The sequence below is a fragment of the Burkholderia sp. AU31652 genome (genome assembly GCF_002223155.1).
Taxonomy (GTDB): Bacteria; Pseudomonadota; Gammaproteobacteria; order Burkholderiales; family Burkholderiaceae; genus Burkholderia.
Genome location: NZ_NKFG01000003.1, coordinates 1,893,061 through 1,919,242, shown reverse-complemented (window position 1 = coordinate 1,919,242; position 26,182 = coordinate 1,893,061). Strand labels below are relative to the sequence as shown.

Here is a 26,182-nt window from a genome sequence, read left to right as displayed (position 1 = left end):
AGGTTCTTACTTCGAGACGATGCTGGCCGATTCGATCACGATCGGTTGCGCGGGCACGTCCTGCATCGGGCCGCGCGAGGTCGTCGCGACGCCTTCGATCTTCTTCACGACGTCGAGACCCGACACGACCTTGCCGAACACCGCATAGCCGTTGCCGTCCGGATTCGGGTAGTCGAGGCCGCTGTTGTCGACGGTGTTGATGAAGAACTGCGCGGTGGCCGAATTCGGATCGCTCGTGCGTGCCATCGCGATCGTGCCCGTCAGGTTCTTCAGACCATTGCGGCTCTCCAGCGGGATCGGCGCGCGGGTCGGCTTCTCCTCGAAGTTGGTCTTGTAGCCGCCGCCCTGGATCATGAAGCCCTTGATCACGCGATGGAAGATCGTGCCGTTGTACTGGCCGGCCTTCACGTAATCGAGGAAGTTGGCGACGGACTTCGGCGCCTTCTCCGGGTAGAGCTCGACGCGGATGTCGCCCTGCGAGGTCTTCAGCTGCACGACGGGGTGCGCGGTAGCCGATTGCGCGAACGCAGGTGCGGTCGCGGTCGCGAGAAGGGCGGCGCCGCCAAGCGCCAGCAACAGACGTTTCATTGCGATCCTCAGGTTGGGAGGGAAAGAAGGCCGCGCCGCTTATTGCGACGGCGCGACGTACGGCGCCGCCAGTGCGCCCGACGGACCGCTGAACTGGAACGTCGGCGACATCGGCAGCGTGGTGGTGCTCACGTTCGCGGCTGCGCGGTCGGAGTAGTCGCGCGTGGCCGGTGTGGCTGCGCGGGCATTCGGCGCGGCCTTCGGCGGCGACACGATCTTCTGGAGATCGGCGAGGCGCTGCGCGGTCGCGCCGCTCGTGCGGCCGAGCGACTGCGCGCGCTTGTACGACTCGGCCGCGAGGCGCAGGTAGAGATCGCCGAGGTTCTCGTACGCGAGCGAGTAGCCGGGGTTCGATTGCGTCGCCGTGACGAGCGCGGTGCGCGCTTCGTCGTAGCGGCCGTGCTTCGCGTAAAGCGCCGCAAGGTTGTTGTACGGCTCGGGCAGTTCGGGGTACGCCTGCGTGATCGCGACGAACTGCTGGATCGCGTCGTCATCGCGGTTCAGGCGGGCGAGCACGGTGCCGCGCTTGAACTGCGCCTGCACGTCGCGCGGGTTCGATGCGATGCGCGCGTCGAGCTGCGCGAGCGCCTGCTTCCACTGCTTGCCGGCGATCGACGCATCGATTTCGGGCGTGCCGTCGGCGGTGGCCGGGGCCTTCTGCGCATGCGCCGCGGGAGCCGCGAAAAGCGTCAGCGCGACGCCCATGACGGTGGTCGCAACGAGGGTCGCAGCGCTCTGCGCGCGGCCGCGATGAGGTTTCATAGGCGTAAATCGGAATGTTATACTCCGAGCCATTCTAACAAAACGTCTGCGCGTTCCGGCGAGCGTCAGACAGTCTTTCTTTGCCTCTCGTGGCCGTCACCGCTGTGCTTGCAGCCTGACCGCCCCATGTGATATCGAGGACGCTCGGCCTGGTGCCGCAGCAGATGGTCCGTCCGTTTCGCATGCTGGGCGAGCTTCGCCAGGGCGGTTTCCTTCGGCTCACGGTTCATCTCTATGGAATCACTGCGCATCTACAACACGCTCGCGCGTGACAAGCAAGTCTTCGTGCCGCGCCAGGCTGGCGAAGTGCGGATGTACGTATGCGGAATCACCGTATACGACTATTGTCACGTGGGCCACGCGCGCATGCTGGTCGTGTTCGACCTCGTCCAGCGCTGGTTGCGTGCGATCGGTTACCGGGTCACGTATGTGCGCAACATTACCGACATCGACGACAAGATCATCCGCCGCGCGGTCGAGAACGGCGAGACGATCAAGTCGCTGACCGACCGGTTCATCGGCGCGATGCGCGACGATGAAAGCGCGCTCGGCATCCAGCGGCCCGACATCGAGCCGCGCGCGACCGAGTTCATCCCGCAGATGCTCGGCATGATCGAGACGCTCGAGACGAACGGCTACGCGTACCAGGCGACCGACGGCGACGTCAATTACTCGGTGCGCAAGTTCGCGAACTACGGGAAGCTGTCGGGCAAGTCGCTCGACGACCTGCGCGCGGGCGAGCGCGTCGCCGCGAACGACGCGAAGGAGGATCCGCTCGATTTCGTGCTGTGGAAACGCGCGAAGCCGGAAGATCCGGAAGGCACGTCGTGGGCGTCGAAGTACGGGATGGGGCGTCCGGGCTGGCACATCGAGTGCTCGGCGATGGGCTGCACGCTGCTCGGCGAGCATTTCGACATCCACGGCGGCGGGCAGGATCTGCAATTCCCGCACCACGAGAACGAGATCGCGCAGAGCGAAGGCGCAACCGGCCAGACGTTCGTCAATTACTGGATGCACAACGGCTTCGTGCAGGTCGACAACGAGAAGATGTCGAAATCGCTCGGCAACTTCTTCACGATCCGCGAAGTGCTCGAACGCTACGATGCGGAAGTCATGCGCTTCTTCATCGTGCGCACGCACTACCGTTCGCCGCTCAATTACAGCGACGTGCATCTCGACGATGCGCGCGCGTCGCTCACGCGTCTCTATACCGCGCTGAAAGATGTTGAAGCCGACACGCTCGCGCTCGACTGGAACGAGCCGCACGCGCAGCGTTTCGCCGCCGCGATGAACGACGACTTCAACACGCCGGTCGCGGTGGCGACGCTGTTCGAGCTGGCGGGCGAGGTGAATCGCACGGGCGACGCATCGCTCGCGCGGCAACTGAAACAGCTGGCGGGCCTGCTCGGCCTGCTGGGCCGCGAACCGCGCGCGTTCCTGCAGCAGGCGTCCGGCGCCGCGCAGGCGGGCGGGCTCGCCGCCGACGAGATCGAAGCGAAGATCGCCGCGCGTGTCGCGGCGAAGCAAGCGAAGGACTATGCCGAAGCGGACCGGATCCGGGCGGAACTGCTCGAGACCGGTATCGCACTTGAAGACAAACCGGGCGGATCGACCGAATGGCGTCGCGTATGAGCGCGGTGCGTTCCACTGACCGATCCGTCAGGTAGGAGGCAAGATGGCAACGGCCAGAAAAGCGCCGGTCAGGCGCGCGACCCCGGTCGCCGCGCGTCCGGCGGCCAAGCGCGTACCGCCGGCGAAGACGGACGCGACGCGCGCCGTGCCGAACGGCGCGCTCAACGGTCATGCGCAACCGGCGGCGGTGCCGCCGGCCGCCGACGCGGCCCGCAAGGCCCGTGCGTCCGAAGCGGACGGCGAGGAGGTCGTCGTGCGTCCTGCTTACTGGGACAAGGCATGCGCCGACCTCGTCAAGCGCGACCGGATCCTGAAGAAACTGATTCCGAAGTTCGGTCCCGCGCATCTCGTGAAGCGCGGCGACCCGTTCGTCACGCTCGCGCGCTCGGTCGTCGGCCAGCAGATTTCGGTGCCGTCCGCGCAGTCGCTGTGGGCGCGCATCGGGGATGCCTGTCCGAAACTCGCGCCGCAGCCGGTGATCCGGCTCGGCGCGGACAAGCTGATCGCGTGCGGGCTGTCGAAGCGCAAGACGGAATACATCCTCGATCTCGCGCAGCATTTCGTGTCGGGCGCGCTGCACGTCGACAAATGGACGTCGATGGACGACGAGGACGTGATCGCGGAACTCACGCAGATCCGCGGCATCAGCCGCTGGACGGCCGAAATGTTCCTGATCTTCAACCTGTCGCGGCCGGACGTCCTGCCGCTCGACGACCCGGGCCTGATCCGCGCGATCAGCGTCAATTACTTCAGCGGGGAACCCGTCACGCGCAGCGAGGCGCGCGAGGTTGCCGCCAACTGGGAGCCGTGGCGTACCGTCGCGACCTGGTACATGTGGCGCAGCCTCGATGCGCCCGACGCCGACGCCTGAGCGGCGGCTATCGGGTTTTAAACATCAATAGTTGAGAGTCGGTTTTGAGCGTCGCCCGCGCGGGTAGAATACGCGCTGCCGCAAGACCCAAGGATTCGAACACATGAAGACCACGTTTCTGGATTTCGAACAGCCGATCGCCGAACTCGAGGCCAAGATCGAAGAGCTGCGATTCGTGCAGGACGACTCGGCTGTCGACATTTCGGAAGAAATCGAGCGGTTGTCGAAGAAAAGCCAGCAACTGACGAAAGACCTCTACGCGAACCTGTCGCCGTGGCAGGTCTCGCAGATCGCGCGGCATCCGCAGCGTCCGTACACGCTCGATTACGTTGCGGAACTGTTTACCGATTTTCACGAGCTGCACGGCGACCGCGCCTTCGCGGACGACGTGTCGATCGTCGGCGGCCTCGCGCGCTTCGGCGGCCATCCGTGCATGGTGATCGGTCACCAGAAGGGCCGTGACACGAAGGAGCGCGCCGCGCGCAACTTCGGGATGCCGCGTCCGGAAGGCTATCGCAAGGCCGAGCGCCTGATGCGTCTCGCCGAGAAGTTCGGTCTGCCGATCTTCACGTTCGTCGACACGCCGGGCGCGTACCCGGGCATCGGCGCGGAAGAGCGTGGCCAGTCGGAGGCGATCGGCCGCAACCTTTACGTGATGGCCGAACTGAAGACGCCGATCATCACGACGGTGATCGGCGAGGGCGGTTCGGGCGGCGCGCTGGCGATCGCAGTGGCCGACACGGTGATGATGCTGCAATTCTCGACCTACTCGGTGATCTCGCCGGAAGGCTGCGCGTCGATCCTGTGGAAGAGCGCCGCGAAGGCGCCGGAAGCAGCGGAAGCGCTGGGCCTGACCGCGCACCGCCTGAAGGCGCTCGGCCTGATCGACAAGATCATCAACGAGCCGCTCGGCGGCGCGCATCGCGATCCGAAGGGCATGGCTGCGCTGCTGCGCCGTGCGCTGGCCGATTCGCTGCGCCAGTTCCAGGGGATGAGCATCGATGCGCTGCGCGAGCGCCGCTTCGAGCGCCTGATGGCCTACGGCAAGTTCAAGGAAACCACGCCGGGCGCATGACCGGCTGCGTCCTCCAATCGCGCGCCGCTGCGCGCGCGTTCCTCTCGTGATTCCGCCCACCGAATTCTCCGCCGACCGCGTCGTTCTCGACGCGGTCGGCGTTGCGCTTTCCGGCATGCCGCCCGATGCACGCATCGCGATCGCGTACAGCGGCGGCCTCGACTCGACGGTATTGCTCGATGCGGCCGTGCGCGTCGCGGGCGCGTCGCGCTGCGTCGCGCTGCACGTGCATCACGGGCTCAGTGCGAATGCCGACGCGTGGGTTGCGCACGCCGAGGCGAGCGCCGCAGGGCTCGGTGTCGCGTTCGAATCGATGCGCGTCGACGTGCCGCGTGACAGCGGCCTCGGTGTCGAGGCAACGGCGCGCGAGCGGCGCTATGCAGCGCTCGACGAGATGTGCGAGCGCCACGGCGCGGCCGCGCTGTGGCTCGCGCAGCATGCGGACGACCAGGCCGAGACCGTATTGCTGCAGTTGTTGCGCGGCGCGGGGATCGCGGGGCTGGCCGCCATGGCGCCGCGTTACCGCCCTGACGGCGTGAGCGTCGAGCGCGTGCGCCCGCTGCTGCGACTGTTGCGTGCGCAACTCGAGCGCTATGCGACGCAGCGCGACCTGGCATGGATCGACGACGAATCGAACAACGACACGCGTTACGCGCGCAATGCGCTGCGCATCGACGTGCTGCCGGCGCTGGCCGTGCATTTCCCGGGCTTTCGCGATGCGCTCGGCCGCGCGGCCCAGCATGCGGCGGCCGCGCAGCGACTGCTCGACGATCTGGCCGAACTCGACTTCGCCGTTGCCGCGCGCGATGACGGGCAGGCACTGTCGCGCGACGCATTGGTCGCGTTCGACGACACGCGCGGCGCGAACCTGCTGCGCTTCTGGATGCGCCGGCTCGGCTTGCCGGGTGCGTCGGCAGCCCGGCTCGCCAACATGATGAGGCAGTTGCGTGCCACGCATGTCGCCCATGCGCTGCGCGTCGATCACGCGGGACAATGCCTGCGCCTGTATCGCGATGTCGTCTACTGGGAAGCGGGCGACAGCAGCGAACCGGCCGATGACGGCACCGGGAGCCCGCATCCGGAAGCGGTGCTCGCGTGGGACGGGCAGGAAGTCTGGCACCTGCCGGGGTGGCGCGGCACGTTCGTGTTCGCGCCGGCCGACGCGGGAAGCGCCGACGCGGTGCCGGAGGCGTTGCTGCGCGGCGCGCGGCTGGCGGCGCGTGCCCGCGCGGGCGGTGAGCGGATGCGCACGTCGCCGGGCGGCCCGGGCCGTACGCTGAAGAACCTGTTCCAGGAGCGCGGCGTGCCCGCCTGGCAGCGCGACGTGCCGCTGCTGTTCGCTGGCGACTTGCTGATCTACGTGCCGCGCCTCGGCGTGAATCGCGATGCCGGCTTGTCCGGCGGCGGGGCGCCCGGTGACGGCGCGTGGCGCCGGATCGAGTGGCGTCCCGACTTGCTGATCGCATAGCGTCGGCGGCCCGCCTGACGGCGCGATGGCACGCGCATTTTCACCATTTGGTAAACAGCGACGGAACGGCCTCCGACGCCGCGAGCGGCTTGTCAAGCGGGCCTCTATCGGGTACGCTCGGTCGTTTGCTCGGCTCGATTTTTGAGCGATTTGTGCAGGTTTTCCGCGTGACGTACCCGGTTTGCGCGGCCTGATCGGCCTTCCGGGCAAAATCCGTCACGCTTGCGTGTTGCGTCCCAGCCGTCCCCCTCGTCGTCCGTCCACAGCCACAAGCCGCGTGACCGAACGGCTACGCGGCCTGCCCAGCGCGCCCGTGCGGTTTCTCCTCCAGTTCAGAACGACAATGGCACTCATCGTACACAAATACGGCGGCACTTCGATGGGCTCGGTCGAGCGCATCAAGAACGTCGCGAAACGCGTCGCAAAATGGCATCAGGCCGGGCACCAGATGGTGGTCGTGCCTTCGGCGATGTCCGGCGAAACCAACCGTCTGCTCGGTCTTGCGAAAGAGATTTCGAGCCAGCCGAGCCCGCGCGAGCTCGACATGATCGCGTCGACCGGCGAGCAGGTCAGCGTCGGCCTGCTGTCGATCGCGCTGCAGGAAATCGGCGTCGAGGCCGTGAGCTACGCCGGCTGGCAAGTGCCGATCAAGACCGACAGCGCGTTCACGAAGGCGCGCATTCACTCGATCGACGACGAACGCGTGAAGGCCGATCTGAATGCCGGCAAGGTCGTGATCATCACGGGCTTCCAGGGCGTCGATCCGGACGGCCACATCACGACGCTGGGCCGTGGCGGCTCGGATACGTCGGCGGTGGCGGTCGCGGCTGCGCTGGGTGCCGAAGAGTGCCTGATTTATACGGACGTCGACGGCGTCTACACGACCGATCCGCGCGTTGTCGAAGAGGCGCGCCGCCTCGATCGCGTGACGTTCGAGGAAATGCTGGAAATGGCCAGCCTCGGCTCGAAGGTCCTGCAGATCCGCTCGGTCGAATTCGCCGGCAAATACCAGGTGAAGACGCGTGTGCTGTCGAGCCTGACCGATCCGCTGATTGCGCTCGACGAAGAAATGCGCTCGGGCACCCTGATTACTTTTGAAGAAGACGAGACCATGGAAAAGGCAGTCATTTCCGGCATCGCGTTCCAGCGCGACGAAGCACGCATTGCTGTGATGGGCGTGCCCGACAAGCCGGGCATCGCGTATCAGATCCTCGGCCCGGTCGCGGATGCGAACGTCGACGTCGACATGATCATCCAGAACCAGAGCGTCCAGGGCAAGACCGACTTCACGTTCACGGTCGGCCGCGGCGATTACCAGAAGGCGATGGACATCCTCACCAACCAGGTGAAGGGCCACGTGAGCGCCGAGCACGTGCAGGGCGACCCGAAGGTGTCGAAGGTGTCGGTCGTCGGCGTCGGCATGCGTTCGCACGTGGGCGTCGCGAGCAAGATGTTCCGCACGCTGTCGGAAGAGGGCATCAACATCCAGATGATCTCGACGTCCGAAATCAAGATTTCGGTGCTGATCGACGAGAAATACATGGAACTGGCCGTCCGCGCGCTGCACAAGGCATTCGAACTCGACCAGGCATCGTGAATTTTTCGTGATGCATTGAAGAAAATGCATCACGGAAATTGACGCGCGGTTCGAAACCCTATATTATTTCGTTCTCGTCGCACTGCCTCCCTGGTGCGAGCGAAAGTTTGGGAGACGTGGCCGAGAGGTCGAAGGCACTCCCCTGCTAAGGGAGCATCTGGGCCAAAACCTGGATCGAGGGTTCGAATCCCTCCGTCTCCGCCAAAAGCGGTGACAAAGCCCCGCAAGTTCTCGGACTTGCGGGGCTTTTTCTTTTTCGGGCCCGCCGAGCGCCGGGCACACGATGCGGCCGGTCACGCCATGAGTACTCGACTTGAGCGGTCATAGTGGGTTACATATCGCCTATCGTTTGATGCGACTTGGGGTGATGCGTTTGGCCAGCCCGCATTCTGTTCTGACTATCCTTTCTCATCGGCCTGTCGACGGACTTGTCGACAACCACGCGCGCTATGCGCAGTTGCACGGCTACCGGCATGTGACGGTCGACGGCATGCACGTGTATGGCGAGCGCCAGCCGATCCTGCACAAGTACCACGTGATCGTCGCGCAGCTCGTCGCGATGGAGCCGGACGCGTTGCTGCTCGTGCTCGACCCGTTTTCCGTTGTGTTCGATCCGCACGCGCTGCAGGATGTCGCGCAGGGTTACGATGCAATCGTCACGACGCAGACGCCGAAGTCGGCGCTGCCCGCTGCGAGCGGCATGATCTTCCGCAACGTGCCCGGCGTGCGTGAGCAGTTGCGCAAGCTGGTGGTCGAGCTGGGCAAATGGGCGATGTACCTTCCGGAGCGGCGGCACGCGTGCGAGGCGACTCTGCTGGCAGAGCATTTTTCGCCGCTGCCGTTCGATATGCCGCTCGCGAACGGTCATTTCGCATCGGTCCAGACGATCTGGAGCGACGGGCTCGCGATCGATTCGATCGCAGGCGCCCGGCCGCTCGTGGCGCACCAGGCGCCCGAGTGGCGGCAAGTGGAGGACGTCTGGGCGCCGGCTGCCGACTACGATTTCCGCTATGTGGCGGCGCTCGTCGACGATGCCGAGCGATACCAGCACGGCGATCGCCCGCACGCAATGGACGACTGGCGTGCCGCGCAGCAGAGTAAGCGCGGTGCGGAGCGGCACGTGAATCCGCAGGCCCGGATTGCGTTCGTGAGCCTGCATACGTCGCATATCGCGGGATATGGCGATCTGCACGAGGAGAATTTTGCTCGCTACTGCACGCGGCATGGTTACGCGTATCACACGTATCGCGAACCTCCCGCATTTCTGCCGGACGGCATCGGTGCGAACTGGGCGAAGCTGCATCTGATTCGCGAACACCTGCCGCATCACGCGTTCGTCTTCTGGGTCGACGCCGACATTCTGGCGATCGACCAGAGTCAGGCCATCGACAGTACGATCGACGGCCGCGACTTCGTGATCGGTACCGATCACACGGCATGGGCGATCAATTCGTGCATGATCGGCGTGCGCAACGTGGCGCCGATGCGCGACCTGGTCGAGCGCATCTGTGCCCGCATCGAGAGTTTCGGCGATCGTTCGTCGGTCTATGCGAGCGGCGGCGACCAGCAGGCGATCTATGTGGAGTTGCTGCAGTCCGGCATGATCGACGCGCGCCATATCGTCGATGCGATGACACTCGCGGCGTCGCCGGTCTATGCCACACGCGACAGCCGCTTCGTCCATTTTCCCGCGCAGCACAATCACTATCGCGCAGTGACGATGCGCATCTGGGATCGCCTGAGCCGTCAGCGGTAGGGGCGAGCCGATCTGCCCGTCGTACGGCCTGCGCAAGGCAAGGTCGTTTGTATTGAAAATGAAAGAGTGTGTGTAAGGATAAAGGGCCACTCGTTCGCAGCCGTGCCCGGCTTCAATTAGCGTCCTCCGACCCTCCGTCATAACAAGCCGACGTCAAAAATGCGGCACTGCGTCGATTTTCGCAATCGATCTCATCGGGCAATACAAAAAATTACACATAAAAATCAGTGGCATAGGATTGCGCCGAAAATCAATGCTCTGCTGCGCTGCAGAAAATAATCAATCGTTTTATGCTGGTTAACCCGATCGCATTTGAGCGGCGTCAAGTTTTCCAGTGATGCCGCTTTACATTTTGCCAACACTGGCGATTCACGAAATCTACCTGTCGATTTGATTTCGTTCCTTTCGTCTCGCCTGTCCCCGATGCAGTGCGCGACTTCATCAAGGCCTCGTTGACATGCATGATTTTCCCTTCCTGAGCCTGGCCATCTGGGCTCCGATCCTGTTCGGCGCGTGCCTGCTGCGCGCCGGTTCCGACCTTCATCCACGCCGTACGCGGCTGATCGCGCTCGTCGGCGCGCTGGTGGGGCTTGCGGCGGTCGTGCCGCTGGTTGCCGGTTTCGATGCGCACTCGGCCGCGATGCAGTTCGTCGAAAGCCGCAACTGGCTGGCGGCATTCAATTCCGGATGGCGGGTCGGCATCGACGGCGCGTCGCTGTGGCTCGTCGTGCTGACCGCGTTCACGACGCTCGTGGTGGTGGTGGCGTCGTGGGAGTCGGTCACGGTACGCGTCGCGCAGTACTACGCGTCGTTCCTGATCCTGTCGGGGCTGATGGTCGGCGTGTTCGTCGCACAGGACGGGCTGCTGTTCTTCATCTTCTTCGAGGCGACGCTGATCCCGCTTTACCTGCTGATCGGCACGTGGGGGCGCGAGCGTCGCGTGTACGCGGCCGTGAAGTTCTTCTTCATCTCGTTCGCCGGCTCGCTGCTGCTGCTGATGGCGATGCTGTACCTGTACGCGCAGTCGCATACGTTCGACATGGCCGTATGGCGCACGCTGCAGCTCGGCTTCGCGCCGCAGTTGCTGGTGTTCCTCGGCTTCTTCGCCGCCTTCGCGGTCAAGGTGCCGATGTGGCCGGTCCACACGTGGCTGAGCGACGTCTACACCGACGGCCCGACCGGCGCCGCGCTGATGCTCGCGATGCTCAAGCTCGGCGGCTACGGGTTCCTGCGCTTCGCGCTGCCGGTCACGCCCGATGCAAGCCACTTCTTCGCGCCGGCCGTGATCGCGCTGTCGCTGTTCGCGATCGTCTACGCGAGCCTGATCGCGCTCGCGCAGACCGATCTCGGCAAGCTGCTCGCGTATTCGACGGTCGCGCACATGGGGATCGTCACGCTGGGGCTGTTCCTGTTCAACCGGATCGGCGTCGAAGGCGCGATCGTCCAGCTCGTGTCGTACGGCTTCGTCGCGGGCGCGATGCTGTTGTGCGTGAACGTGCTCGTCGATCGCACGAAGCAGCGCGAGATTGCCGCTTACGGCGGCGTCGCGGGCGTGATGCCGCGTTTCGCGACCTTCACGGTGCTGTTCGCGATGGCCAACGTCGGCCTGCCGGGCACGTCGGGGTTCGTCGGCGAGTTCATGGTCATCATGGGCGCGATCCGCTTCAACTTCTGGATCGGCGCCATCGCGGCGCTGACGCTGATCCTCAGCGCGTCGTACACGCTGTGGATGCTCAAGCGCGTCGTGTTCGGCAAGGTGGCGAGCCAGCGGATCGCGAAGCTCGCCGACCTGAACCGTCGCGAGATCGTGATGTTCGCGTCGCTCGCACTCGTGGTGCTGGCGGTCGGCATCGATCCCAAGCCGTTCACCGACGCGATCGATCCGACCGTCGGACGGCTGATCGAAGACGCGAGCCATTCGAAGCTGCCGACCGGGGACGGCCCTGCGCAGCCGCAGCCGTCGTACATGGCATCGACGCGCGGCTGATCGCGGCACGTCGCGCGGAGTGGGCGCACCGCACGGCGGTGCGGTCGTTGCACGCGCATCGATTCCTTCGCGGTCCGGCGCAGGCAGCGCCGGGCCGGCTTCCGGCTGCGTGAAATTGCCCCCGCGACAATCTGTCTCACGGCAGATTCTGCAATGATGATTTTCCGCATTAGCTGGTTTTTCATCGCACTCGCGCGACGTATGATTCGGCCACTTTCGTGGATCGAATGCGCATCGGGCATACGCAAACGGATTCAATGACCCTCGGGCTGTGTGATGAAAAGAAAAGCTTCAAAAGGCGGAGTGGCGCTGATGTCGATCGGCGCGGCTTTGAGCCTGTCAGGCTGTAATTTAGATGTACTAAATCCGAAAGGAAGCGTGGGCGCTGCCGAAAAGGCGCTGATCGCTACGTCCACCTGGGCGATGCTGATCGTCGTCGTGCCGGTGATCCTGCTCACGCTGTGGTTCGCGTGGCGTTACCGCGCGTCGAACCGCAACGCCACCTACGCGCCGAACTGGTCGCACTCGACCGCGATCGAGGTCGTGATCTGGACGGTGCCGACGCTGATCATCCTGTTCCTCGGCGTGCTCACCTGGAAGACCACGCACGAGCTCGACCCGTACAAGCCGCTCGAGTCGTCGGTGAAGCCGATCGACGTCGAGGTCGTCGCGCTCGACTGGAAGTGGCTGTTCATCTATCCGGAACTCGGCATCGCGTCGGTGAACCAGCTCGCGATTCCGGTCGGCACGCCGGTGAACTTCCGCATCACGTCGGATTCGGTGATGAACTCGTTCTTCATCCCGCAGCTCGGCGGCCAGGTCTACGCGATGGCCGGCATGCAGACGCGCCTGCACCTGATCGCCGACGAGCCCGGCAACTACGCGGGCACGTCCGCCAACTTCAGCGGCCGCGGCTTCTCCGACATGAAGTTCCGCACGCTCGCCGAGCCGCGCGAACAGTTCGATGCATGGGTGCAGAAGGTGAAGGCGTCGCCGGAGCGGCTCGACGCGACCGTGTACGGCACCGTCGCGCAGCCGAGCGAGAAGGCGCCCGTGCGCTACTTCTCGTCGGTCGATCCGCGGCTCTTCCACAACATCATCGCGAAATACAACGATGGCCACGTCCTCGACCTGAAGGACGCCGCCTGCGGCACGAAGGGGTAACGCATGTTCGGCAAACTCACACTCTCGGCGATCCCGTTCGATCAGCCCATCATCATGGGGGCCGGTGCCTTCATGGGGCTGGTCGTGCTGGGCATCCTCGCCGCGCTGACGATCACCGGCCGGTGGAAATGGCTGTGGACGCAATGGCTGACCACGGTCGACCACAAGAAGCTCGGCGTGATGTACATCATCGTCGCGCTGATCATGCTGCTGCGCGGCTTCGCGGACGCGATCATGATGCGCATGCAGCTCGCGCTCTCGTACAACGGGCCCGGCTACCTGCCGCCGCACCACTATGACCAGGTCTTCACGGCACACGGCGTGATCATGATCTTCTTCATGGCGATGGTGTTCATGGTCGGCCTGATGAACCTGATCGTGCCGCTGCAGATCGGCGCGCGCGACGTCGCGTTCCCGTTCATCAACTCGCTGTCGTTCTGGATGACGGCCGTCAGCGCGATCCTGATCAACATCTCGCTCGTGATCGGCGAATTCGCCCAGACGGGCTGGCTCGCGTATCCGCCGCTGTCGGAGCTGCGGTTCAGTCCGGGGGTAGGGGTCGACTACTACCTGTGGGCGCTGCAGATCTCGGGCGTCGGCACGCTGCTGACCGGCGTGAACTTCTTCGTGACGATCATCAAGATGCGCGCGCCGGGCATGACGCTGATGAAGATGCCGGTGTTCACGTGGACCGCGCTCTGCACGAACGTGCTGATCATGGCGTCGTTCCCGATCCTGACCGCGACGCTCGCGCTGCTCGGCCTCGACCGTTACCTCGGCATGCACTTCTTCACGAACGAAGCCGGCGGCAACGCGATGCTGTACCTGAACCTGATCTGGGCATGGGGTCACCCCGAGGTGTACATCCTGATCCTGCCGGCGTTCGGCATTTTCTCGGAAGTCATCTCGACGTTCGCGAAGAAGCCGCTGTTCGGCTACAAGACGATGGTGTACGCGACTTGCGCGATCATGGTGCTGTCGTTCCTCGTGTGGCTGCACCACTTCTTCACGATGGGCTCGGGTGCGAACGTGAACGCGTTCTTCGGCATCATGACGATGATCATCGCGATCCCGACCGGCGTGAAGGTGTTCAACTGGCTGTTCACGATGTACCGCGGCCGGATCGAATTCACGACGCCCGTGCTGTGGACGATCGGCTTCATGGTCACGTTCACGCTCGGCGGCATGACCGGCGTGATGATGGCGATTCCCGGCGCGGACTTCGTGCTGCACAATAGCCTGTTCCTGATCGCGCACTTCCACAACGTGATCATCGGCGGCGTGCTGTTCGGCTATCTCGCGGGCTTCAACTACTGGTTCCCGAAGGCGTTCGGCTTCAAGCTGAACGAGAAGCTCGGCAAGGCGGCGTTCTGGTTCTGGCAGATCGGTTTCTACGTGGCGTTCGTGCCGCTCTACGTGCTCGGCTTCATGGGCATGACGCGCCGGATCAACCACTACGACAACCCGGCCTGGCATCCGTGGCTGCTGGTCGCCGCATTCGGCGCCGTGCTGATCGCGATCGGCATTGCATGCCAGCTGCTGCAACTGGTGGTCAGCATCCGCAATCGCAACCTGCCCGAGTACCGCGACACGACGGGCGATCCGTGGGGCGGCCGCACGCTGGAGTGGGCGACCTCGTCGCCGCCGGCCGACTACAACTTCGCGGTGATCCCGCAAGTGCGCACGCTCGACGCGTATGCGGACATGAAGGCGCACGGCGAAGGCCGGCCGAACCCGGCGGCGATTCGCGACATCCACATGCCGTCGAATACCTGCGCGGGCCTCGTGGTCGCGATCTTCAGCCTGGTGCTCGGCTTCGCGCTGGTGTGGCACATCTGGTGGATGGCGATCGGCGGGCTGGTCGGGATCATCGCGACGCTCGTGATCTACAGCTCGCGTGACAACGACGGCTATTACATCCCCGCGTCGACGGTGCGGAAGATCGAAGACAAGCAGCCGACGAAGCGCGTGGCTGCGCGCGTCGACGACGTGGAACTGGAGGCCAACTGATGTTGCAGAAAACCTTGAGCGCAACCCTGCTCGAGCACGACGACCATCCGCCGTCGCATTCGGTGTTCGGGTTCTGGCTGTACCTGATGACCGACTGCGTGATCTTCGCGGCGCTGTTCGCGACGTTCGCGGTGCTCGGCCAGCAGTATGCGGGCGGGCCGACCGCGAAAGACCTGTTCGACATCCCGGGCGTCGCGGTGGAAACCGCCGCGCTGCTGCTGTCGAGCATCACGTACGGCTTCGCGATGCTCGCTGCGTACAAGCAGCGGCGCGGCGCGCTGCTCGCGTGGCTCGCGGTGACGTTCGTGCTCGGCGCGGCGTTTCTCGTGATGGAGCTACGCGAGTTCTCGCACCTGATCGCGGAGGGCGCAGGCCCGCAGCGCAGCGCGTTCCTGTCGGCGTTCTTCACGCTGGTCGGCACGCACGGGCTGCACGTGACGGCCGGCCTGCTGTGGATGATCGTGCTCGCCGGGCAGATCGTGCTGCGCGGCGGCGACCTGACCGATCGCGACCTGCGACGCCTGACGTGCCTGAGCCTCTTCTGGCACTTCCTCGACATCGTGTGGATCTGCGTGTTTTCCTTTGTTTATCTCGCGAGCGTGATCTAAATGGCCCATTCGCATTCGTCTCAACTCGAAGAAGGGCACGGCAGTGTCGGCGGCTACGTCGCCGGCTTCATCCTGTCGGTGCTGCTCACGGCCGCGTCGTTCGGCCTCGTGATGGGCGGCGTGCTGTCGCCGCACGCGTCGCTGGTCGCGCTGGCCGTGCTCGCGTTCGTGCAGATCGTCGTGCACCTCGTGTACTTCCTGCACATGAACGGCTCGTCGGGCCAGCGCTGGAACGTGATGGCGTTCAGCTACACGGTGCTGACCGCGGCGATCCTGATCGTCGGCACGCTGTGGGTGATGCACAACGTCAGCATGAACATGATGTCGCGCTGAGCGGCAGCCCAGCGCAGCGGTCGAGATCCATGCGCGTTCGTGAACAAAAGGCGGCACGCGAGTGCCGCCTTTTGTTTTTCCCGGCCGTGTTGCGCCGGGCAGCGGAATCAGTGCCGTGCGCCCGCATCCGCCGTCAGCGCGTGCGTGCAGTCGGCGCGGTACTCGGCGGCGAGCCGATCTTTCGCACCATCGAGATCGTCGGGGTAATACGGGCTCGCATGCGCCGGCTCGTAGCCGACCTGTTCGAGTTCGGTCAGCTCGCGCACGAGGTCCGCATGCGTGACGTCGTGGCCGGTGTGGACGAACGGATACGCGTTGCATTCCTGCGGTGTCAGATGAGGTGCCGCGAACGCGGCGGTGCTGGCGCATGCGAGCAGCATGCAGGCGACGGTAGTCGACAGTTTCATCCGGTAGCTCCTGGTTGCGCGGCCCGATGCCGCATGACGTCAGCGTAGGCCGCGTGCACGTCGGGGCGGGCGACGCCCGGATGAAACATGTTTCACCCGTGCGCCACGGCGCCGGATGAAGCATTTTTCATGTAACGCCGCACGGCGATCGGGGCGTCTACGATAGTCGCGGGCGCCTCGCGTGCGCCCGTCATGAGGTTCATTGCGAGGGCAACCATGCGAGTACTGACGGTCGAGGATGATGCGGTGACCGCGAACGAAATCGTCGGCGAGCTGACCGCGCGCGGGTTCGAGGTCGACTGGATCGACAACGGCCGCGAAGGCATGCTGCGCGCGATGAGCGCGTCGTACGACGCGATCACGCTCGACCGGATGCTGCCGGGCGCGGACGGCCTCGCGATCCTGACCGCGATGCGCACGGTCGGCATCGATACGCCGGTGCTGATGCTGAGCGCGCTCGGTGATGTCGACGAGCGCATCCGCGGGCTGCGCGCGGGCGGCGACGATTACCTGACGAAGCCGTTCGATTCCGGCGAGCTGAGCGCCCGCATCGAGGTGCTGCTGCGTCGCCGGCAGGCGTCGGGCGTGCCGCAGCAGACGCTGTTGAAGGTCGGCGCGCTCGAGCTCGATCTCATTTCGCGCTGCGCACGTCGCGGCGCCGACGAGATACCGCTGCTGCCGACCGAGTTCCGCGTGCTCGAATTCATGATGCGCAATGCGGGGCAGACGATCACGCGCACGATGCTGTTCGAGACCGTGTGGGGCTATCACTTCGATCCCGGCACCAACCTGATCGACGTCCACATGGGCCGGTTGCGCAAGAAGATCGACCCGCCCGGCGCGACCCCGATGATCCAGACGGTGCGCGGCTCGGGCTACATGCTCGCATGACGGAGACCCGGATGGATGCGGCTCGCGCGGCGAACTTCACGCGCCGCTGGCACACGACGACGTTTCGGTGGCTGTGCGCGTATGCGGCGATCTTCTCGGTTTCGCTGCTCGTGCTCGCGGGCGTGATCAGCGTGGCCGCGACGCACACGATGGCGCGCGACACCGACGAGGTGCTCGCGTGGCAACTGATCTATTTCGATTCGATTCCCGATGCCGAGCTGCCGCTCGCGATTCACCGGCGGCTCGAGCACGAGCACATGCATACCAGTTTCTACGGGCTGTTCGACGCGAACGGGCGCCGCGTGGCCGGGGACATCGCGACGCCGCCCGCGCTGCGCACGGATCGCCACGGACGCACGCTGAACCGCACGCTTGCACCGCTCGACGGCCAGCCCGCGCCGATCACGCGCGCGATGGCGGTACGCCGCGACAACGGGATGACGCTGGTCGTCGCACGCGACCTGTCGCATTTCATCCAGATCCGCGATGTCGCGATCCGCGGGCTCGTGATCGGCGGCGTGATGATCCTGATCGCCGGCATCGCGGGCGGCAGCATGCTCGGCATGCGGCAGATGCGCCGTGTCGCCGCGATCCGGCGCGTCACGCGGCAGATCGCCGAGGGCGATCTCGGCAAGCGGCTGCCGGTCGGACGCTACGACGAACTCGACCTGCTCGCGCATCTCGTGAACCACATGCTCGACGAAGTCGAGCGGCTGATGGGCGAGGTCCGTCATACCTGCGACGGCATCGCGCACGATCTGCGCACGCCGCTCGCACGCGTGCACACGATGCTGGCCCGGCTCGCGGAGCAGCCGTTTTGCGCGGACGACCCTGCGTCGTCGGCATTGCTCGCGTCGGCGCGCGACGAGACCGACCGCTTGCTCGAGCGCTTTCGCGCGATGCTGCGCATCTCCGAGATCGGCACGCTGAGCCGGCGTGGCGGCTTTGCCGCGGTCGACGTTACGGCCTTGCTGCGCGACGTTTGCGAGCTCTATGAGCCGTTGGCCGAAGCCGTCGACGTATCGTTCGAGCTCGCCGCGACATCGGTCGACCGCATTCACGGCGATCGCGCGTTGCTGTTCGAGGCATTCAGCAATCTCGCGGACAACGCGATCAAGTTCACGCCGCCGGGCGGCCGCGTGCGCGTCGTGCTCCATTCAACGCCGAGCGGGCCGCTCGTGCGGATCGAGGACACCGGGCCCGGCATCCCGCCCGGCGAACGCGACGCGGTGCTCGAGCGTTTCTATCGCGGCGAGCGCACGCGCCATGTGAGCGGCTCGGGGCTCGGGCTGAGCATCGTCTCGGCGGTGATGCGCGTGCACGGCTTTGCGCTGCGGATCGGCGATGCACCGCGGGCCGGTGCGGCGATCACGGTCGAATGCTGGCCGCGCTCGCTCGCGTGACGGCGTCGGGGAACGAACGATGCGCATCCTGCTGATTTCCCCGCCGAACCCGGAGGCGGCGCGGCTCGACAAGGCCTTTCGCGAGAGCACGCATGGTGTCGAGCGCGTCGACGGATGGCGCGATGGCTGCTTCGTGGCGGCGCAGGACCGGTTCGATGCCATCGTGATCGTTGCGCCCGACCCGGCTGCCGACCCGGCGATGCTCGAGGCATTGTCGCGACTCGCCGCATCGGCCGGCGGCGCGACGATTGCCGCGATCGTGGCCGGTACGACACCTGAGCAGCGCGCACGGATGTTGCAGGCCGGCTGCGATGTGTGTCTTGCCCATCCCTGTTCGTTCGTGGAGCTGCACGAGCGGTTGCGCGCGCTGTGGCGCCGCAAGGGCGTCATCGCGACGCGCGAGTCGGTTCGACTCGACGTGGCCGCGCGTGCACTCGAGGAGCAGGGCCGGAGGCTGGCGCTCAGCATGCGGGAATTTCGTCTCGTCGAATGCCTGTTGCGCGAAGCGGGGCGACCGGTCGGGCGCGATGCCGTGCTGCGTTATGCATGGGGCGATGCCGACGTCGAACCCGAGACGGTCAATGCGCTGGTCGTGCGGTTGCGGCGCAAGCTGGCCGCACATGCGTTTTCCGCGCGCATCGAAACGGTCGCGCGATTCGGTTTCAGGTTCGACGCGGGCGGGTGACGATGCGGGATCGCGCCGTGCCGGTGGAGGGTGTGCATGCCGCGCGTCGCGCGGCAGGTTCGATTGCGTGCGTTCAGTGCGAATAGAGTTCGCGGTTGAGCTGCGCGAGCTGGCCGTCGCGTTCGGCGCGGACGAGTTGGCGATACACCTGCGCGCGTGTCAGCGGCGTGGCCGGTCGCGCGTTCCATGCCGGTTGCGACGACAACGATGCGGAAGCGGTCGCGGCGTACGTCTGCGGCGCAGTCGCGGTGTCGGGCTGCGTTGCGCTGGCCCGGCCGGGCAGCGCGACACACAGCGCGGAGAGCAGGGTGGCGAACATCAATGTCTTCATGGCGTGATCCTTTTCAAGTGACAGTGGCCGGTGCCGCGATGGCGATGCCGGCAGGATCGACGTTATCGGATGCGCCCGTGCGGGCACCGGGCGCGCCGATGAAGAAACGTTCATGAACGCGCGTCGTGCCAACCGCCGCCGAGCGCGCGCACGAGCCCGACGGATGCCTGCAGGCGTCGGGCGTCGACGTCGAGCGCCGCGATCTGCGTATCGAGTTCGGTCGTCTGCGCGGTGACCACGTCGAGATAGCTGACCGCGCCGTCGCGATAGCGCGACATCGCCAGCGCAAGCGAATGCCGCGCCGCGACGAGAGCCGCGTCGTCCTGGTCCGATTCGTCGCCGAGGCGGTGCAACTGCGCGAGATCGTCCTCGACGTCGCGGAATGCCTGCAGCACGACCGCGCGATAGCGCGCGCCCTGTTCGTCGAACTGCGCGCGCGCATGGCGGACGCCGGCGGCACGCCGGCCCCCGTCGAACAGCGTCATCGCGAGACGCGGCCCGATCGACCAGATCTCGTTGGGCGCGGCGAGCCACGGCGAGAACGTATCGCTCTGGAACCCGGCGTCGAGGCCGAGCGACAGGTCGGGAAAGTACGCGGCGCGTGCGACGCCGATCCGCGCGTTCGCGGCCGCGACGCGGCGTTCGGCGGCGGCGACGTCCGGCCTGCGTTCGAGCAGGGTCGACGCGAGTCCCGTCGGAATCGACGGCACGCCCGGCAGCGCCGCAACGGGCGGCAGCGAGAACGTCGATGCGGATTCCCCGACGAGTGCCGCGATCGCATGCTCGTCGAGCGCGCGACGCGCGGCGATGTCGGACGCACGCGCCTGGGCGAGCGCGAGTTGCGTTTGCGCACGCGAAACGTCGAGCCCCGATGCGAGGCCGCCGCGATGTCGGCTGACCGTCAGTTGCCATGCACGGCGGTACGTGTCGATCGTTTGCGCGAGCGTGTCCGCTTCACGGTCGAGCCCCGCGAGGTCGAAGTAGGTGCTGGCGACGCCGGCCTGCAGGCTGAGCCGGACCGACGCGAGGTCGTCGTCGGCCGCCTGCGCGTCGTCGCGGCCGGCCGCGACCGCATTGCGGACCTTGCCCCACAGATCGACGTCGTAGCCGAATCCCGCTTCGAGCGTGTTCGACTCATAGGTGTCGGGCTGGCCGCTGCCGCGCAGCGGCCGGCGCGCGGACTGGCGGTCGCGGTCGGTCTCGGCATCGATGCCCACGGTCGGCAGCAACGCCGCATGGGCCTCGTCGAACAGCGCCGCGGCTTCGTCGTGCCGCGCGACGGCGGCGGCCAGGTCGGGGTTCGCGCGTGCGACGAGCGGTTCGAGCCGGTCGAGTGTCGCGTCGCCGTACACGCGCCACCAGCCGTCACGCGGCAGGCGATCGGCCGGTACGGCATCGACCCACGCGCCCGTTTCGCGAAACGCGGTCGGCACCGGAACGGCCGGCGCGCGATAGGCCGGCGCCAACGAGCAGCCGGCGAGCAGCGCGACGCTGCCCAGCCATACAGCGAGCAGACGGTCAGCCATGCGCACGCTCCGTCGCCGTGGTGCCGGCGATACGCACGGGGTCGCCGTCTGCGAGCGAGTCGGGCGGATTGTCGATCACGCGGTCGGTGGCCGCGAGCCCCGATGCGATCTCGACACGCGTGCCGAGATCGGTCGCGATCGATACGTTGCGCAGGTGCGCATGCCCGGTTGCATCGAGCACGGCGACTTGCAACCCGTCGTGGCGGAAGATCAGCGTGCTTGCCGGAATCGACAGCGCATGCGCGGCGCCGGGCATCGCGATCCGCACTTGCGCGTATTCGCCCGGGAACAGCGTGCCTGCCGGGTTGGCGATCGAAAACTGCGCGAGCAGCGTGCCGGAAGCCGGATCGATCGATTGGGCGGAATCCGCGAGCGTGGCGTCGAACGTCATGCCGGGACGCTCGGGCACGGTCAGCGCGACACGCATGCCTTTGCGGATCGCGGCCGCGTCGTCTTGCGGAACGTGGACGTACAGCCGCAGCCGCCGCGCGTCCGAGACGGTGAAGAGTTCGGCACCGTTGCCGCTGCCCGCGTCGATCAGCGCGCCGACATCGGTCTTGCGTGCCGTGACGATGCCGTCGAACGGCGCGGTGAGCCGCTTGAACGATTCGAGCGCTTCGAGCCGTCGCACGTTGGCGGTGCTCGCTGCGACGGCCGCGCGTTTCGCGTCGAGGTCGCTGCGTTTCTCGTCGGCCTCCTGCTGCGAGACGGAATCCTGCGCGAGCATCTCGACCCAGCGGGCGGCCGTGACGGCCGCAAGCCGTTCGTTCGCGCTCGCGCTTTGAAGGTCGGCGCGTGCCTGCTGCAACTGCTGGTCGAGATCGGGCGTATCGATCGACGCGAGCAACTGGCCGGCTTTCACATGCGCGCCGATGTCGGCGTACCACGCGTGCAGGTAGCCGGGCACGCGCGCGTAGATCGGTGCGTCGACGTACGCGTCGAGCCGGCCGGGCAGCACCAGCGCGTCGGCCGCGGCCGGCTGCGGCGCAACCGTCGCGACGGTCGGGATTGCCTGTTGCGCGGTCCAGGCGGCGACCGCGTGCGCATCGTGCATGCGGGCGACGAGGCCGGCCGCCGCGACGGCGAGCGCGGCGATGGCGCCCGCGATCGCGAGCGGTTTCAGGTAGCGCGGCGTGCCAGGAGGGCGGACTTCGAATTCAGTGGACATGCTGTTCTCCCGGAGTGAGGGGCAGGGATTCGGAACGAGGCGCGCGATCGCGCCGGTGGACGAGGCTGAACACGACCGGCACGAACACGAGCGTCGCGAAGGTCGCGCACAGCAGGCCGCCGATGACCGCACGGCCGAGCGGCGCGTTCTGCTCGCCGCCGTCGCCGAGACCGAGGGCCATCGGCGCCATGCCGATGATCATCGCGAGTGCGGTCATCATCACGGGCCGAAAGCGCGTGAAGCCGGCTTCGAGCGCGGCGACGGCAGCATCAGCGGTGTGCGCGAGCCGTTCGCGCGCGAAGGTCACGACGAGGATGCTGTTCGCGGTCGCGACGCCCATGCACAGGATCGCGCCGGTCAAGGCCGGCACCGACAGCGGCGTGCGCGTGACGAACAGCATCCAGACGATGCCCGCGAGCGCCGCGGGCAGGCCGCTCACGATCACGAATGCGTCGCGCCACGAATGGAAGTTGACGACGATCAGCAGGTAGATCAGCAGGACCGCGCCGGCGAGGCCCGCGAGCAGCCCGCCGAATGCGCCGTTCATCGTCTGCACCTGGCCGCGCACGGTCACGCGCGATCCCTTGGGCAAGCCGGCCGCGCTCGTGTGCAGGACGCGTTCGATGTCGGTGCTGACCGCACCGAGATCGCGATCCTGCGTCGTCGCGAAGATGTCGTACAGCGGTGCGATGTCGTAGTGCGACACGACCGCGTCGGTCTGTCCGCGCACGATCGTCGCGAGCCCGCCGAGCAGTTGCGGCGCGCCCGAGCGGCCCGTGACGGGCAGCGCGCGCAGGTCCGCCAGCGACGTCATCCGGTACTGGGGCGTCTGCGCGACGATCGGATACGACACGCCGTTGTGCGGATCGAGCCAGTAGGTCGGCGACACCTGGCTTGTGCCGGACAGGCTGGCGACCACCGCATTGGTGACGTCCTGCTCGGTGATGCCGAGTTGTGCGGCCCGCGTGCGGTCGACCGACACGGTGAACTGCGGATAGGTCGACGCCTGCTGCACGCGCGCATCGGCCACCCCCGGCACGCCGCGGATGCGCCGCAACAGCTCGGTCGCATAGGCGCGGTTGGCGGCGCGATCGGGGCCGGTCACCTGCACATCGATCGGCGCGGGCGCACCGAAGTTGAGGATCTGGCTCACGATGTCGGCGGGCAGGAACGAGAACGTCACGCCGGGAAACGCACGCGGCAGCCGCGTACGCAACTGCTTGACGTAGTCGGCGGTCGGCGCGTGGTCGCCCGAGAGCGACACGAGGATGTCGCCGTCCTGCGGGCCGATCGTGCCGCTGTTGCTGTACGTGAGGTTGATCCCGCTGTTCGGCAGCCCCATGTTGTCGACGATGCTCGCGATCGCGTGCGGCGGCGCGACGCCGCGCACCGTCTGCTCGACATGGTCGAACAGCGCGGCCGTTTCCTCGATGCGCGTGCCGATCGGTGCGCGCACGTGGATCGCGATTTCGCCCGCGTCGACCGACGGGAAGAAATTGCGGCCAAGCCACGGCACCAGCACGAACGACACGGCCACCGCCGCGAGGAACAGCGCGACGAAACGCGCACGGTGGACGAGTGCGAGACCGAGCACGACGCGGTAGCCGGCGCGCAGTGCCGCGAAGCGGCGCTCGAACCCCTGCTGGAACGCGACGAGCGGATTGCGTGCGCGTGGCGGCGGGAACGGCGCACCATGCGGCGCGAGCGCGGCCGCCGGATGCGCGGCATGCGGCTTCAACAGGTAGCGGGCCATCATCGGCACGAACGTGCGCGACAGCACGAACGACGCGATCATCGCGAAGATCACGGCTTCGGCCATCGGCACGAACAGGAAGCGGGCCACGCCGTCGAGCAGCAGCATCGGCACGAACACGATGCAGATGCACAGCAGCGACACGAAGGCCGGCGCGACGATCTGCGACGCGCCGTCGAGGATCGCATCGCGCACCGCCTTGCCCTGTTCGAGGTGCCAGTTCACGTTCTCGATCGTGACGGTGGCATCGTCGACGAGAATGCCGACCGCGAGCGCGAGCCCGCCGAGCGTCATCACGTTGAGCGTCTCGCCCGCGGCTGCGAGCGCCGCGATCGCGGCGAGCACGGCGAGCGGAATGGACGCGGCGATGATCAGCGTCGAGCGCCAGCTGCCGAGGAACAGCAGGATCATCGCGGACGTGAGCGCGGCGGCGATCAGGCCTTCGCGCGCCACGCCGCTGACGGCGCCCTTGACGAACACGGACTGGTCGCCCATCACGACGAGCCTGAGCGATGGCGGCAGGGTCGCCTCGATGCGCGGCAACTGCGCCTTGACGCCCGAGATGATGTCGAGCGTCGATGCCGAACCGCTTTTCAGCACGCTCATCAGCACCGCGCGCCGGCCGTCGACGCGCACGATGTTGCCCTGCGGCGGATAACCGTCGCGCACGTGCGCGACGTCGCGCATGAAGATCACCGCGCCGTTCACGCTCCGGATCGGCAGCGCATTGAGCTGGTCGATGGTCAGCGGGCTGTCGTTGAGCCGGATGTTGTACTCGAAGCCGCCGATCTTCTGCGTGCCGGCCGGGATGATCTGGTTCTGCTGCGCCAGCGCGGTCGCGACATCCTGCGCGGACAGCCCCTTGGCCTGCAGCGCCTGCGGATCGAGATCGATCTGCACCTGGCGCACCTTGCCGCCGTACGGCGACGGAATCGCGACTCCCGCGACGGACAGCAGCTGCGGCCGGATCACGTTGGTCGCGTAGTCGCCGAGCTGTTGTTCGTTCAGCGTGTCGCTCGTCAGCGCCAGCTGCAGCACGGGCACGGTCGATGCGTTGTAGTTGAGGATCTGCGGCGGCGTGGTGCCCGGCGGCATCTGCTTGAGCACGGTCTGCGAGATCGACGTGACCTGCGCGGTCGCGGTGCGGATGTCGACGCTCGGCTGGAAGAAGATCTTGACGATCCCGAAGCTGCGGAACGATTGCGACTCGATGTGCGCCACGTCGTTGACCGTCGTGCCGAGCGTGCGCTCGTAGTAGGTGACGATGCGTCCGGCCATGTCGGCCGGCTGCAGGCCCGCGTAGTTCCACACCACGCTGATGACCGGAATCCGGATGTCGGGGAAGATGTCGGTCGGCGTGCGCAGCGCCGCGAGCGGCCCCGCGATCAGGATCAGCAGTGCGAGGACGATGAACGTGTAGGGGCGCGCGAGCGCGAGTCGGACGAGTTTCAGCATCGGCGAGGTCTCCGCCGGCGCGGGGCGCCGGCCTGTCAGCGAAGTGCCGAAGCGCGGCGGGAGCCCGGTTCGGCTCGCGCAGTGTGCGTGGCGCCGCTTAACGCGGGGCGCGGGGCAGGATGAAAGATGTTTTAGGAATGGGGCGTGAGGGGGCGGGGCGGGCGTCGATTGTTACAAGACGTTAGCGCGGGCTTACCGTTGCGATGCGGCGCATCAGTTCTTACAAAGTGGAAATATGCGGGGACGGCGCTTGCCGTTATAGTCGAATCACACATGAAACAACCAGAAGAGGAATCCATGAAGACCTTGCGTGTTGCCTCGCTCTTGACCGGTATGACGGCCTTGCTCGTGTCGGGCGCAGCAATGGCGGGAGTCAATGTCGGGATCAATCTCGGCGTTCCGGCGCCGGTCTACGTCGCGCCCGCACCCGTGTATGCGCCGCCGCCTCCGCCGCCGGTCGTGTATCAGCCTGCGCCGGTCTATGCGCCCGCCCCGGTGTACGCACCGGGACCGGCCATCGTGATCGGCTGGCACGGTGACCGCTACTGGGACGGCCGCCGCTACTGGGGCCGTGACGAGTGGTACCGCCGTCACGGCCGCGGCTGGGGCGATCGTGGCGATCGTGGCCACTGGGACAACGGCCGCCACAACGGCTGGCGCTGATCGGCAGGGCGCGCCCGCCTGATGCGCGCCCCCGATCCGCTCGTGAAGA

Annotated in this window: 22 protein-coding genes and 1 tRNA gene; 16 read left to right on the top strand and 7 right to left on the bottom strand. The window is 66.5% G+C overall.

Annotated features, from left to right (window positions below; translation table 11 throughout):
* Positions 1-6: 6 nt before the first annotated feature.
* A complete protein-coding gene (locus CFB40_RS11480; protein ID WP_011352517.1) occupies positions 7-588 on the bottom strand; it encodes a peptidylprolyl isomerase in 582 nt (193 codons plus the stop codon).
* A 39-nt stretch (positions 589-627) separates the two neighbouring features.
* Positions 628-1,350, bottom strand: coding sequence for a tetratricopeptide repeat protein (locus tag CFB40_RS11475; protein WP_174975570.1), 723 nt, complete (start codon positions 1,348-1,350; stop codon positions 628-630).
* 234 nt (positions 1,351-1,584) lie between these two features.
* Here CFB40_RS11475 and cysS point away from each other — a divergent pair, with 234 nt between their 5' ends.
* The 12 genes from cysS (at position 1,585) to cyoD (ending at position 15,851) form a co-directional block, all read left to right on the top strand.
* Positions 1,585-2,982, top strand: coding sequence for a cysteine--tRNA ligase (cysS, locus tag CFB40_RS11465; protein ID WP_089431250.1), 1,398 nt, complete (start codon positions 1,585-1,587; stop codon positions 2,980-2,982).
* Between the two features lie 43 nt (positions 2,983-3,025).
* The gene (locus CFB40_RS11460) at positions 3,026-3,853 is read left to right on the top strand and encodes a DNA-3-methyladenine glycosylase family protein (RefSeq protein ID WP_089425730.1); all 828 of its coding nucleotides are present in this window, start codon (positions 3,026-3,028) and stop codon (positions 3,851-3,853) included.
* A 103-nt stretch (positions 3,854-3,956) separates the two neighbouring features.
* A complete protein-coding gene (locus CFB40_RS11455) occupies positions 3,957-4,928 on the top strand; it encodes an acetyl-CoA carboxylase carboxyltransferase subunit alpha (protein ID WP_039364696.1) in 972 nt (323 codons plus the stop codon).
* A 46-nt stretch (positions 4,929-4,974) separates the two neighbouring features.
* Positions 4,975-6,396 (top strand): tRNA lysidine(34) synthetase TilS, encoded by a 1,422-nt coding sequence (gene tilS / locus CFB40_RS11450; protein ID WP_089431249.1) that lies wholly within the window; start codon positions 4,975-4,977, stop codon positions 6,394-6,396.
* 343 nt (positions 6,397-6,739) lie between these two features.
* Positions 6,740-7,993 carry an aspartate kinase gene (locus tag CFB40_RS11445; protein WP_039364692.1) on the top strand — a complete coding sequence of 418 codons (1,254 nt, stop codon included), beginning with the start codon at positions 6,740-6,742 and terminating at the stop codon, positions 7,991-7,993.
* A 110-nt stretch (positions 7,994-8,103) separates the two neighbouring features.
* Positions 8,104-8,197: transfer RNA gene (locus tag CFB40_RS11440), tRNA-Ser, on the top strand.
* Between the two features lie 163 nt (positions 8,198-8,360).
* The gene (locus tag CFB40_RS11435) at positions 8,361-9,749 is read left to right on the top strand and encodes a hypothetical protein (protein ID WP_089425727.1); all 1,389 of its coding nucleotides are present in this window, start codon (positions 8,361-8,363) and stop codon (positions 9,747-9,749) included.
* Between the two features lie 457 nt (positions 9,750-10,206).
* Positions 10,207-11,736: a complex I subunit 4 family protein gene (locus CFB40_RS11430; RefSeq protein ID WP_089425726.1), complete on the top strand. Its 1,530-nt coding sequence runs from the start codon at positions 10,207-10,209 to the stop codon at positions 11,734-11,736.
* A gap of 276 nt (positions 11,737-12,012) precedes the next feature.
* Positions 12,013-12,900 carry a ubiquinol oxidase subunit II gene (cyoA, locus tag CFB40_RS11425; RefSeq protein WP_089425725.1) on the top strand — a complete coding sequence of 296 codons (888 nt, stop codon included), beginning with the start codon at positions 12,013-12,015 and terminating at the stop codon, positions 12,898-12,900.
* A 3-nt stretch (positions 12,901-12,903) separates the two neighbouring features.
* Positions 12,904-14,910, top strand: coding sequence for a cytochrome o ubiquinol oxidase subunit I (gene cyoB / locus CFB40_RS11420; RefSeq protein WP_089431248.1), 2,007 nt, complete (start codon positions 12,904-12,906; stop codon positions 14,908-14,910).
* Complete coding sequence (cyoC, locus tag CFB40_RS11415; protein WP_089425723.1) at positions 14,910-15,518, top strand: cytochrome o ubiquinol oxidase subunit III; 609 nt, start codon at positions 14,910-14,912, stop codon at positions 15,516-15,518. Before cyoB ends, cyoC begins: the two co-directional genes overlap by 1 nt.
* A complete protein-coding gene (cyoD, locus tag CFB40_RS11410) occupies positions 15,519-15,851 on the top strand; it encodes a cytochrome o ubiquinol oxidase subunit IV (RefSeq protein ID WP_009692722.1) in 333 nt (110 codons plus the stop codon).
* 107 nt (positions 15,852-15,958) lie between these two features.
* Here the strand turns inward: cyoD and CFB40_RS11405 are convergent, their stop codons facing one another.
* Positions 15,959-16,258, bottom strand: a complete 300-nt coding sequence (locus CFB40_RS11405; RefSeq protein WP_039342572.1) for a DUF4148 domain-containing protein — start codon at positions 16,256-16,258, stop codon at positions 15,959-15,961.
* Between the two features lie 216 nt (positions 16,259-16,474).
* Here CFB40_RS11405 and CFB40_RS11400 point away from each other — a divergent pair, with 216 nt between their 5' ends.
* Genes CFB40_RS11400 through CFB40_RS11390 form a run of 3 tightly spaced genes read left to right on the top strand, consistent with a single transcriptional unit; the run spans position 16,475 to position 19,237 of the window.
* Positions 16,475-17,149 (top strand): response regulator transcription factor, encoded by a 675-nt coding sequence (locus CFB40_RS11400; RefSeq protein WP_069248317.1) that lies wholly within the window; start codon positions 16,475-16,477, stop codon positions 17,147-17,149.
* Between the two features lie 11 nt (positions 17,150-17,160).
* A complete protein-coding gene (locus CFB40_RS11395) occupies positions 17,161-18,552 on the top strand; it encodes a sensor histidine kinase (RefSeq protein WP_089431448.1) in 1,392 nt (463 codons plus the stop codon).
* A gap of 19 nt (positions 18,553-18,571) precedes the next feature.
* Positions 18,572-19,237: a response regulator transcription factor gene (locus CFB40_RS11390; protein WP_089431247.1), complete on the top strand. Its 666-nt coding sequence runs from the start codon at positions 18,572-18,574 to the stop codon at positions 19,235-19,237.
* Positions 19,238-19,310: 73 nt separating this feature from the next.
* Here the strand turns inward: CFB40_RS11390 and CFB40_RS11385 are convergent, their stop codons facing one another.
* The 4 genes from CFB40_RS11385 to CFB40_RS11370 form a co-directional block, all read right to left on the bottom strand.
* The gene (locus tag CFB40_RS11385; protein ID WP_089425721.1) at positions 19,311-19,568 is read right to left on the bottom strand and encodes a DUF4148 domain-containing protein; all 258 of its coding nucleotides are present in this window, start codon (positions 19,566-19,568) and stop codon (positions 19,311-19,313) included.
* 110 nt (positions 19,569-19,678) lie between these two features.
* Complete coding sequence (locus tag CFB40_RS11380; RefSeq protein ID WP_089431246.1) at positions 19,679-21,094, bottom strand: efflux transporter outer membrane subunit; 1,416 nt, start codon at positions 21,092-21,094, stop codon at positions 19,679-19,681.
* Entirely contained in the window at positions 21,087-22,262 is a 1,176-nt protein-coding gene (locus tag CFB40_RS11375; RefSeq protein WP_089431245.1) for an efflux RND transporter periplasmic adaptor subunit, read from the bottom strand. The genes CFB40_RS11380 and CFB40_RS11375 overlap by 8 nt, the downstream gene beginning before the upstream one ends.
* On the bottom strand, positions 22,252-25,470 hold the full coding sequence (locus CFB40_RS11370; protein ID WP_089431244.1) for an efflux RND transporter permease subunit: 3,219 nt from the start codon (positions 25,468-25,470) through the stop codon (positions 22,252-22,254). Before CFB40_RS11370 ends, CFB40_RS11375 begins: the two co-directional genes overlap by 11 nt.
* A gap of 297 nt (positions 25,471-25,767) precedes the next feature.
* Here CFB40_RS11370 and CFB40_RS11365 point away from each other — a divergent pair, with 297 nt between their 5' ends.
* Entirely contained in the window at positions 25,768-26,133 is a 366-nt protein-coding gene (locus CFB40_RS11365) for a hypothetical protein (protein WP_089425717.1), read from the top strand.
* Positions 26,134-26,182 lie beyond the last annotated feature (49 nt).

Coding starts and splice junctions, on each gene's coding strand:
- CFB40_RS11480 (WP_011352517.1), bottom strand. CDS start 588: ATGAAACGTCTGTTGCTGGCGCTTGGCGGCGCCGCCCTTCTCGCGACC.
- CFB40_RS11475 (WP_174975570.1), bottom strand. CDS start 1,350: ATGAAACCTCATCGCGGCCGCGCGCAGAGCGCTGCGACCCTCGTTGCG.
- cysS (WP_089431250.1), top strand. CDS start 1,585: ATGGAATCACTGCGCATCTACAACACGCTCGCGCGTGACAAGCAAGTC.
- CFB40_RS11460 (WP_089425730.1), top strand. CDS start 3,026: ATGGCAACGGCCAGAAAAGCGCCGGTCAGGCGCGCGACCCCGGTCGCC.
- CFB40_RS11455 (WP_039364696.1), top strand. CDS start 3,957: ATGAAGACCACGTTTCTGGATTTCGAACAGCCGATCGCCGAACTCGAG.
- CFB40_RS11445 (WP_039364692.1), top strand. CDS start 6,740: ATGGCACTCATCGTACACAAATACGGCGGCACTTCGATGGGCTCGGTC.
- CFB40_RS11435 (WP_089425727.1), top strand. CDS start 8,361: ATGCGTTTGGCCAGCCCGCATTCTGTTCTGACTATCCTTTCTCATCGG.
- CFB40_RS11430 (WP_089425726.1), top strand. CDS start 10,207: ATGCATGATTTTCCCTTCCTGAGCCTGGCCATCTGGGCTCCGATCCTG.
- cyoA (WP_089425725.1), top strand. CDS start 12,013: ATGAAAAGAAAAGCTTCAAAAGGCGGAGTGGCGCTGATGTCGATCGGC.
- cyoB (WP_089431248.1), top strand. CDS start 12,904: ATGTTCGGCAAACTCACACTCTCGGCGATCCCGTTCGATCAGCCCATC.
- cyoC (WP_089425723.1), top strand. CDS start 14,910: ATGTTGCAGAAAACCTTGAGCGCAACCCTGCTCGAGCACGACGACCAT.
- cyoD (WP_009692722.1), top strand. CDS start 15,519: ATGGCCCATTCGCATTCGTCTCAACTCGAAGAAGGGCACGGCAGTGTC.
- CFB40_RS11405 (WP_039342572.1), bottom strand. CDS start 16,258: ATGAAACTGTCGACTACCGTCGCCTGCATGCTGCTCGCATGCGCCAGC.
- CFB40_RS11400 (WP_069248317.1), top strand. CDS start 16,475: ATGCGAGTACTGACGGTCGAGGATGATGCGGTGACCGCGAACGAAATC.
- CFB40_RS11395 (WP_089431448.1), top strand. CDS start 17,161: ATGGATGCGGCTCGCGCGGCGAACTTCACGCGCCGCTGGCACACGACG.
- CFB40_RS11390 (WP_089431247.1), top strand. CDS start 18,572: ATGCGCATCCTGCTGATTTCCCCGCCGAACCCGGAGGCGGCGCGGCTC.
- CFB40_RS11385 (WP_089425721.1), bottom strand. CDS start 19,568: ATGAAGACATTGATGTTCGCCACCCTGCTCTCCGCGCTGTGTGTCGCG.
- CFB40_RS11380 (WP_089431246.1), bottom strand. CDS start 21,094: ATGGCTGACCGTCTGCTCGCTGTATGGCTGGGCAGCGTCGCGCTGCTC.
- CFB40_RS11375 (WP_089431245.1), bottom strand. CDS start 22,262: ATGTCCACTGAATTCGAAGTCCGCCCTCCTGGCACGCCGCGCTACCTG.
- CFB40_RS11370 (WP_089431244.1), bottom strand. CDS start 25,470: ATGCTGAAACTCGTCCGACTCGCGCTCGCGCGCCCCTACACGTTCATC.
- CFB40_RS11365 (WP_089425717.1), top strand. CDS start 25,768: ATGAAGACCTTGCGTGTTGCCTCGCTCTTGACCGGTATGACGGCCTTG.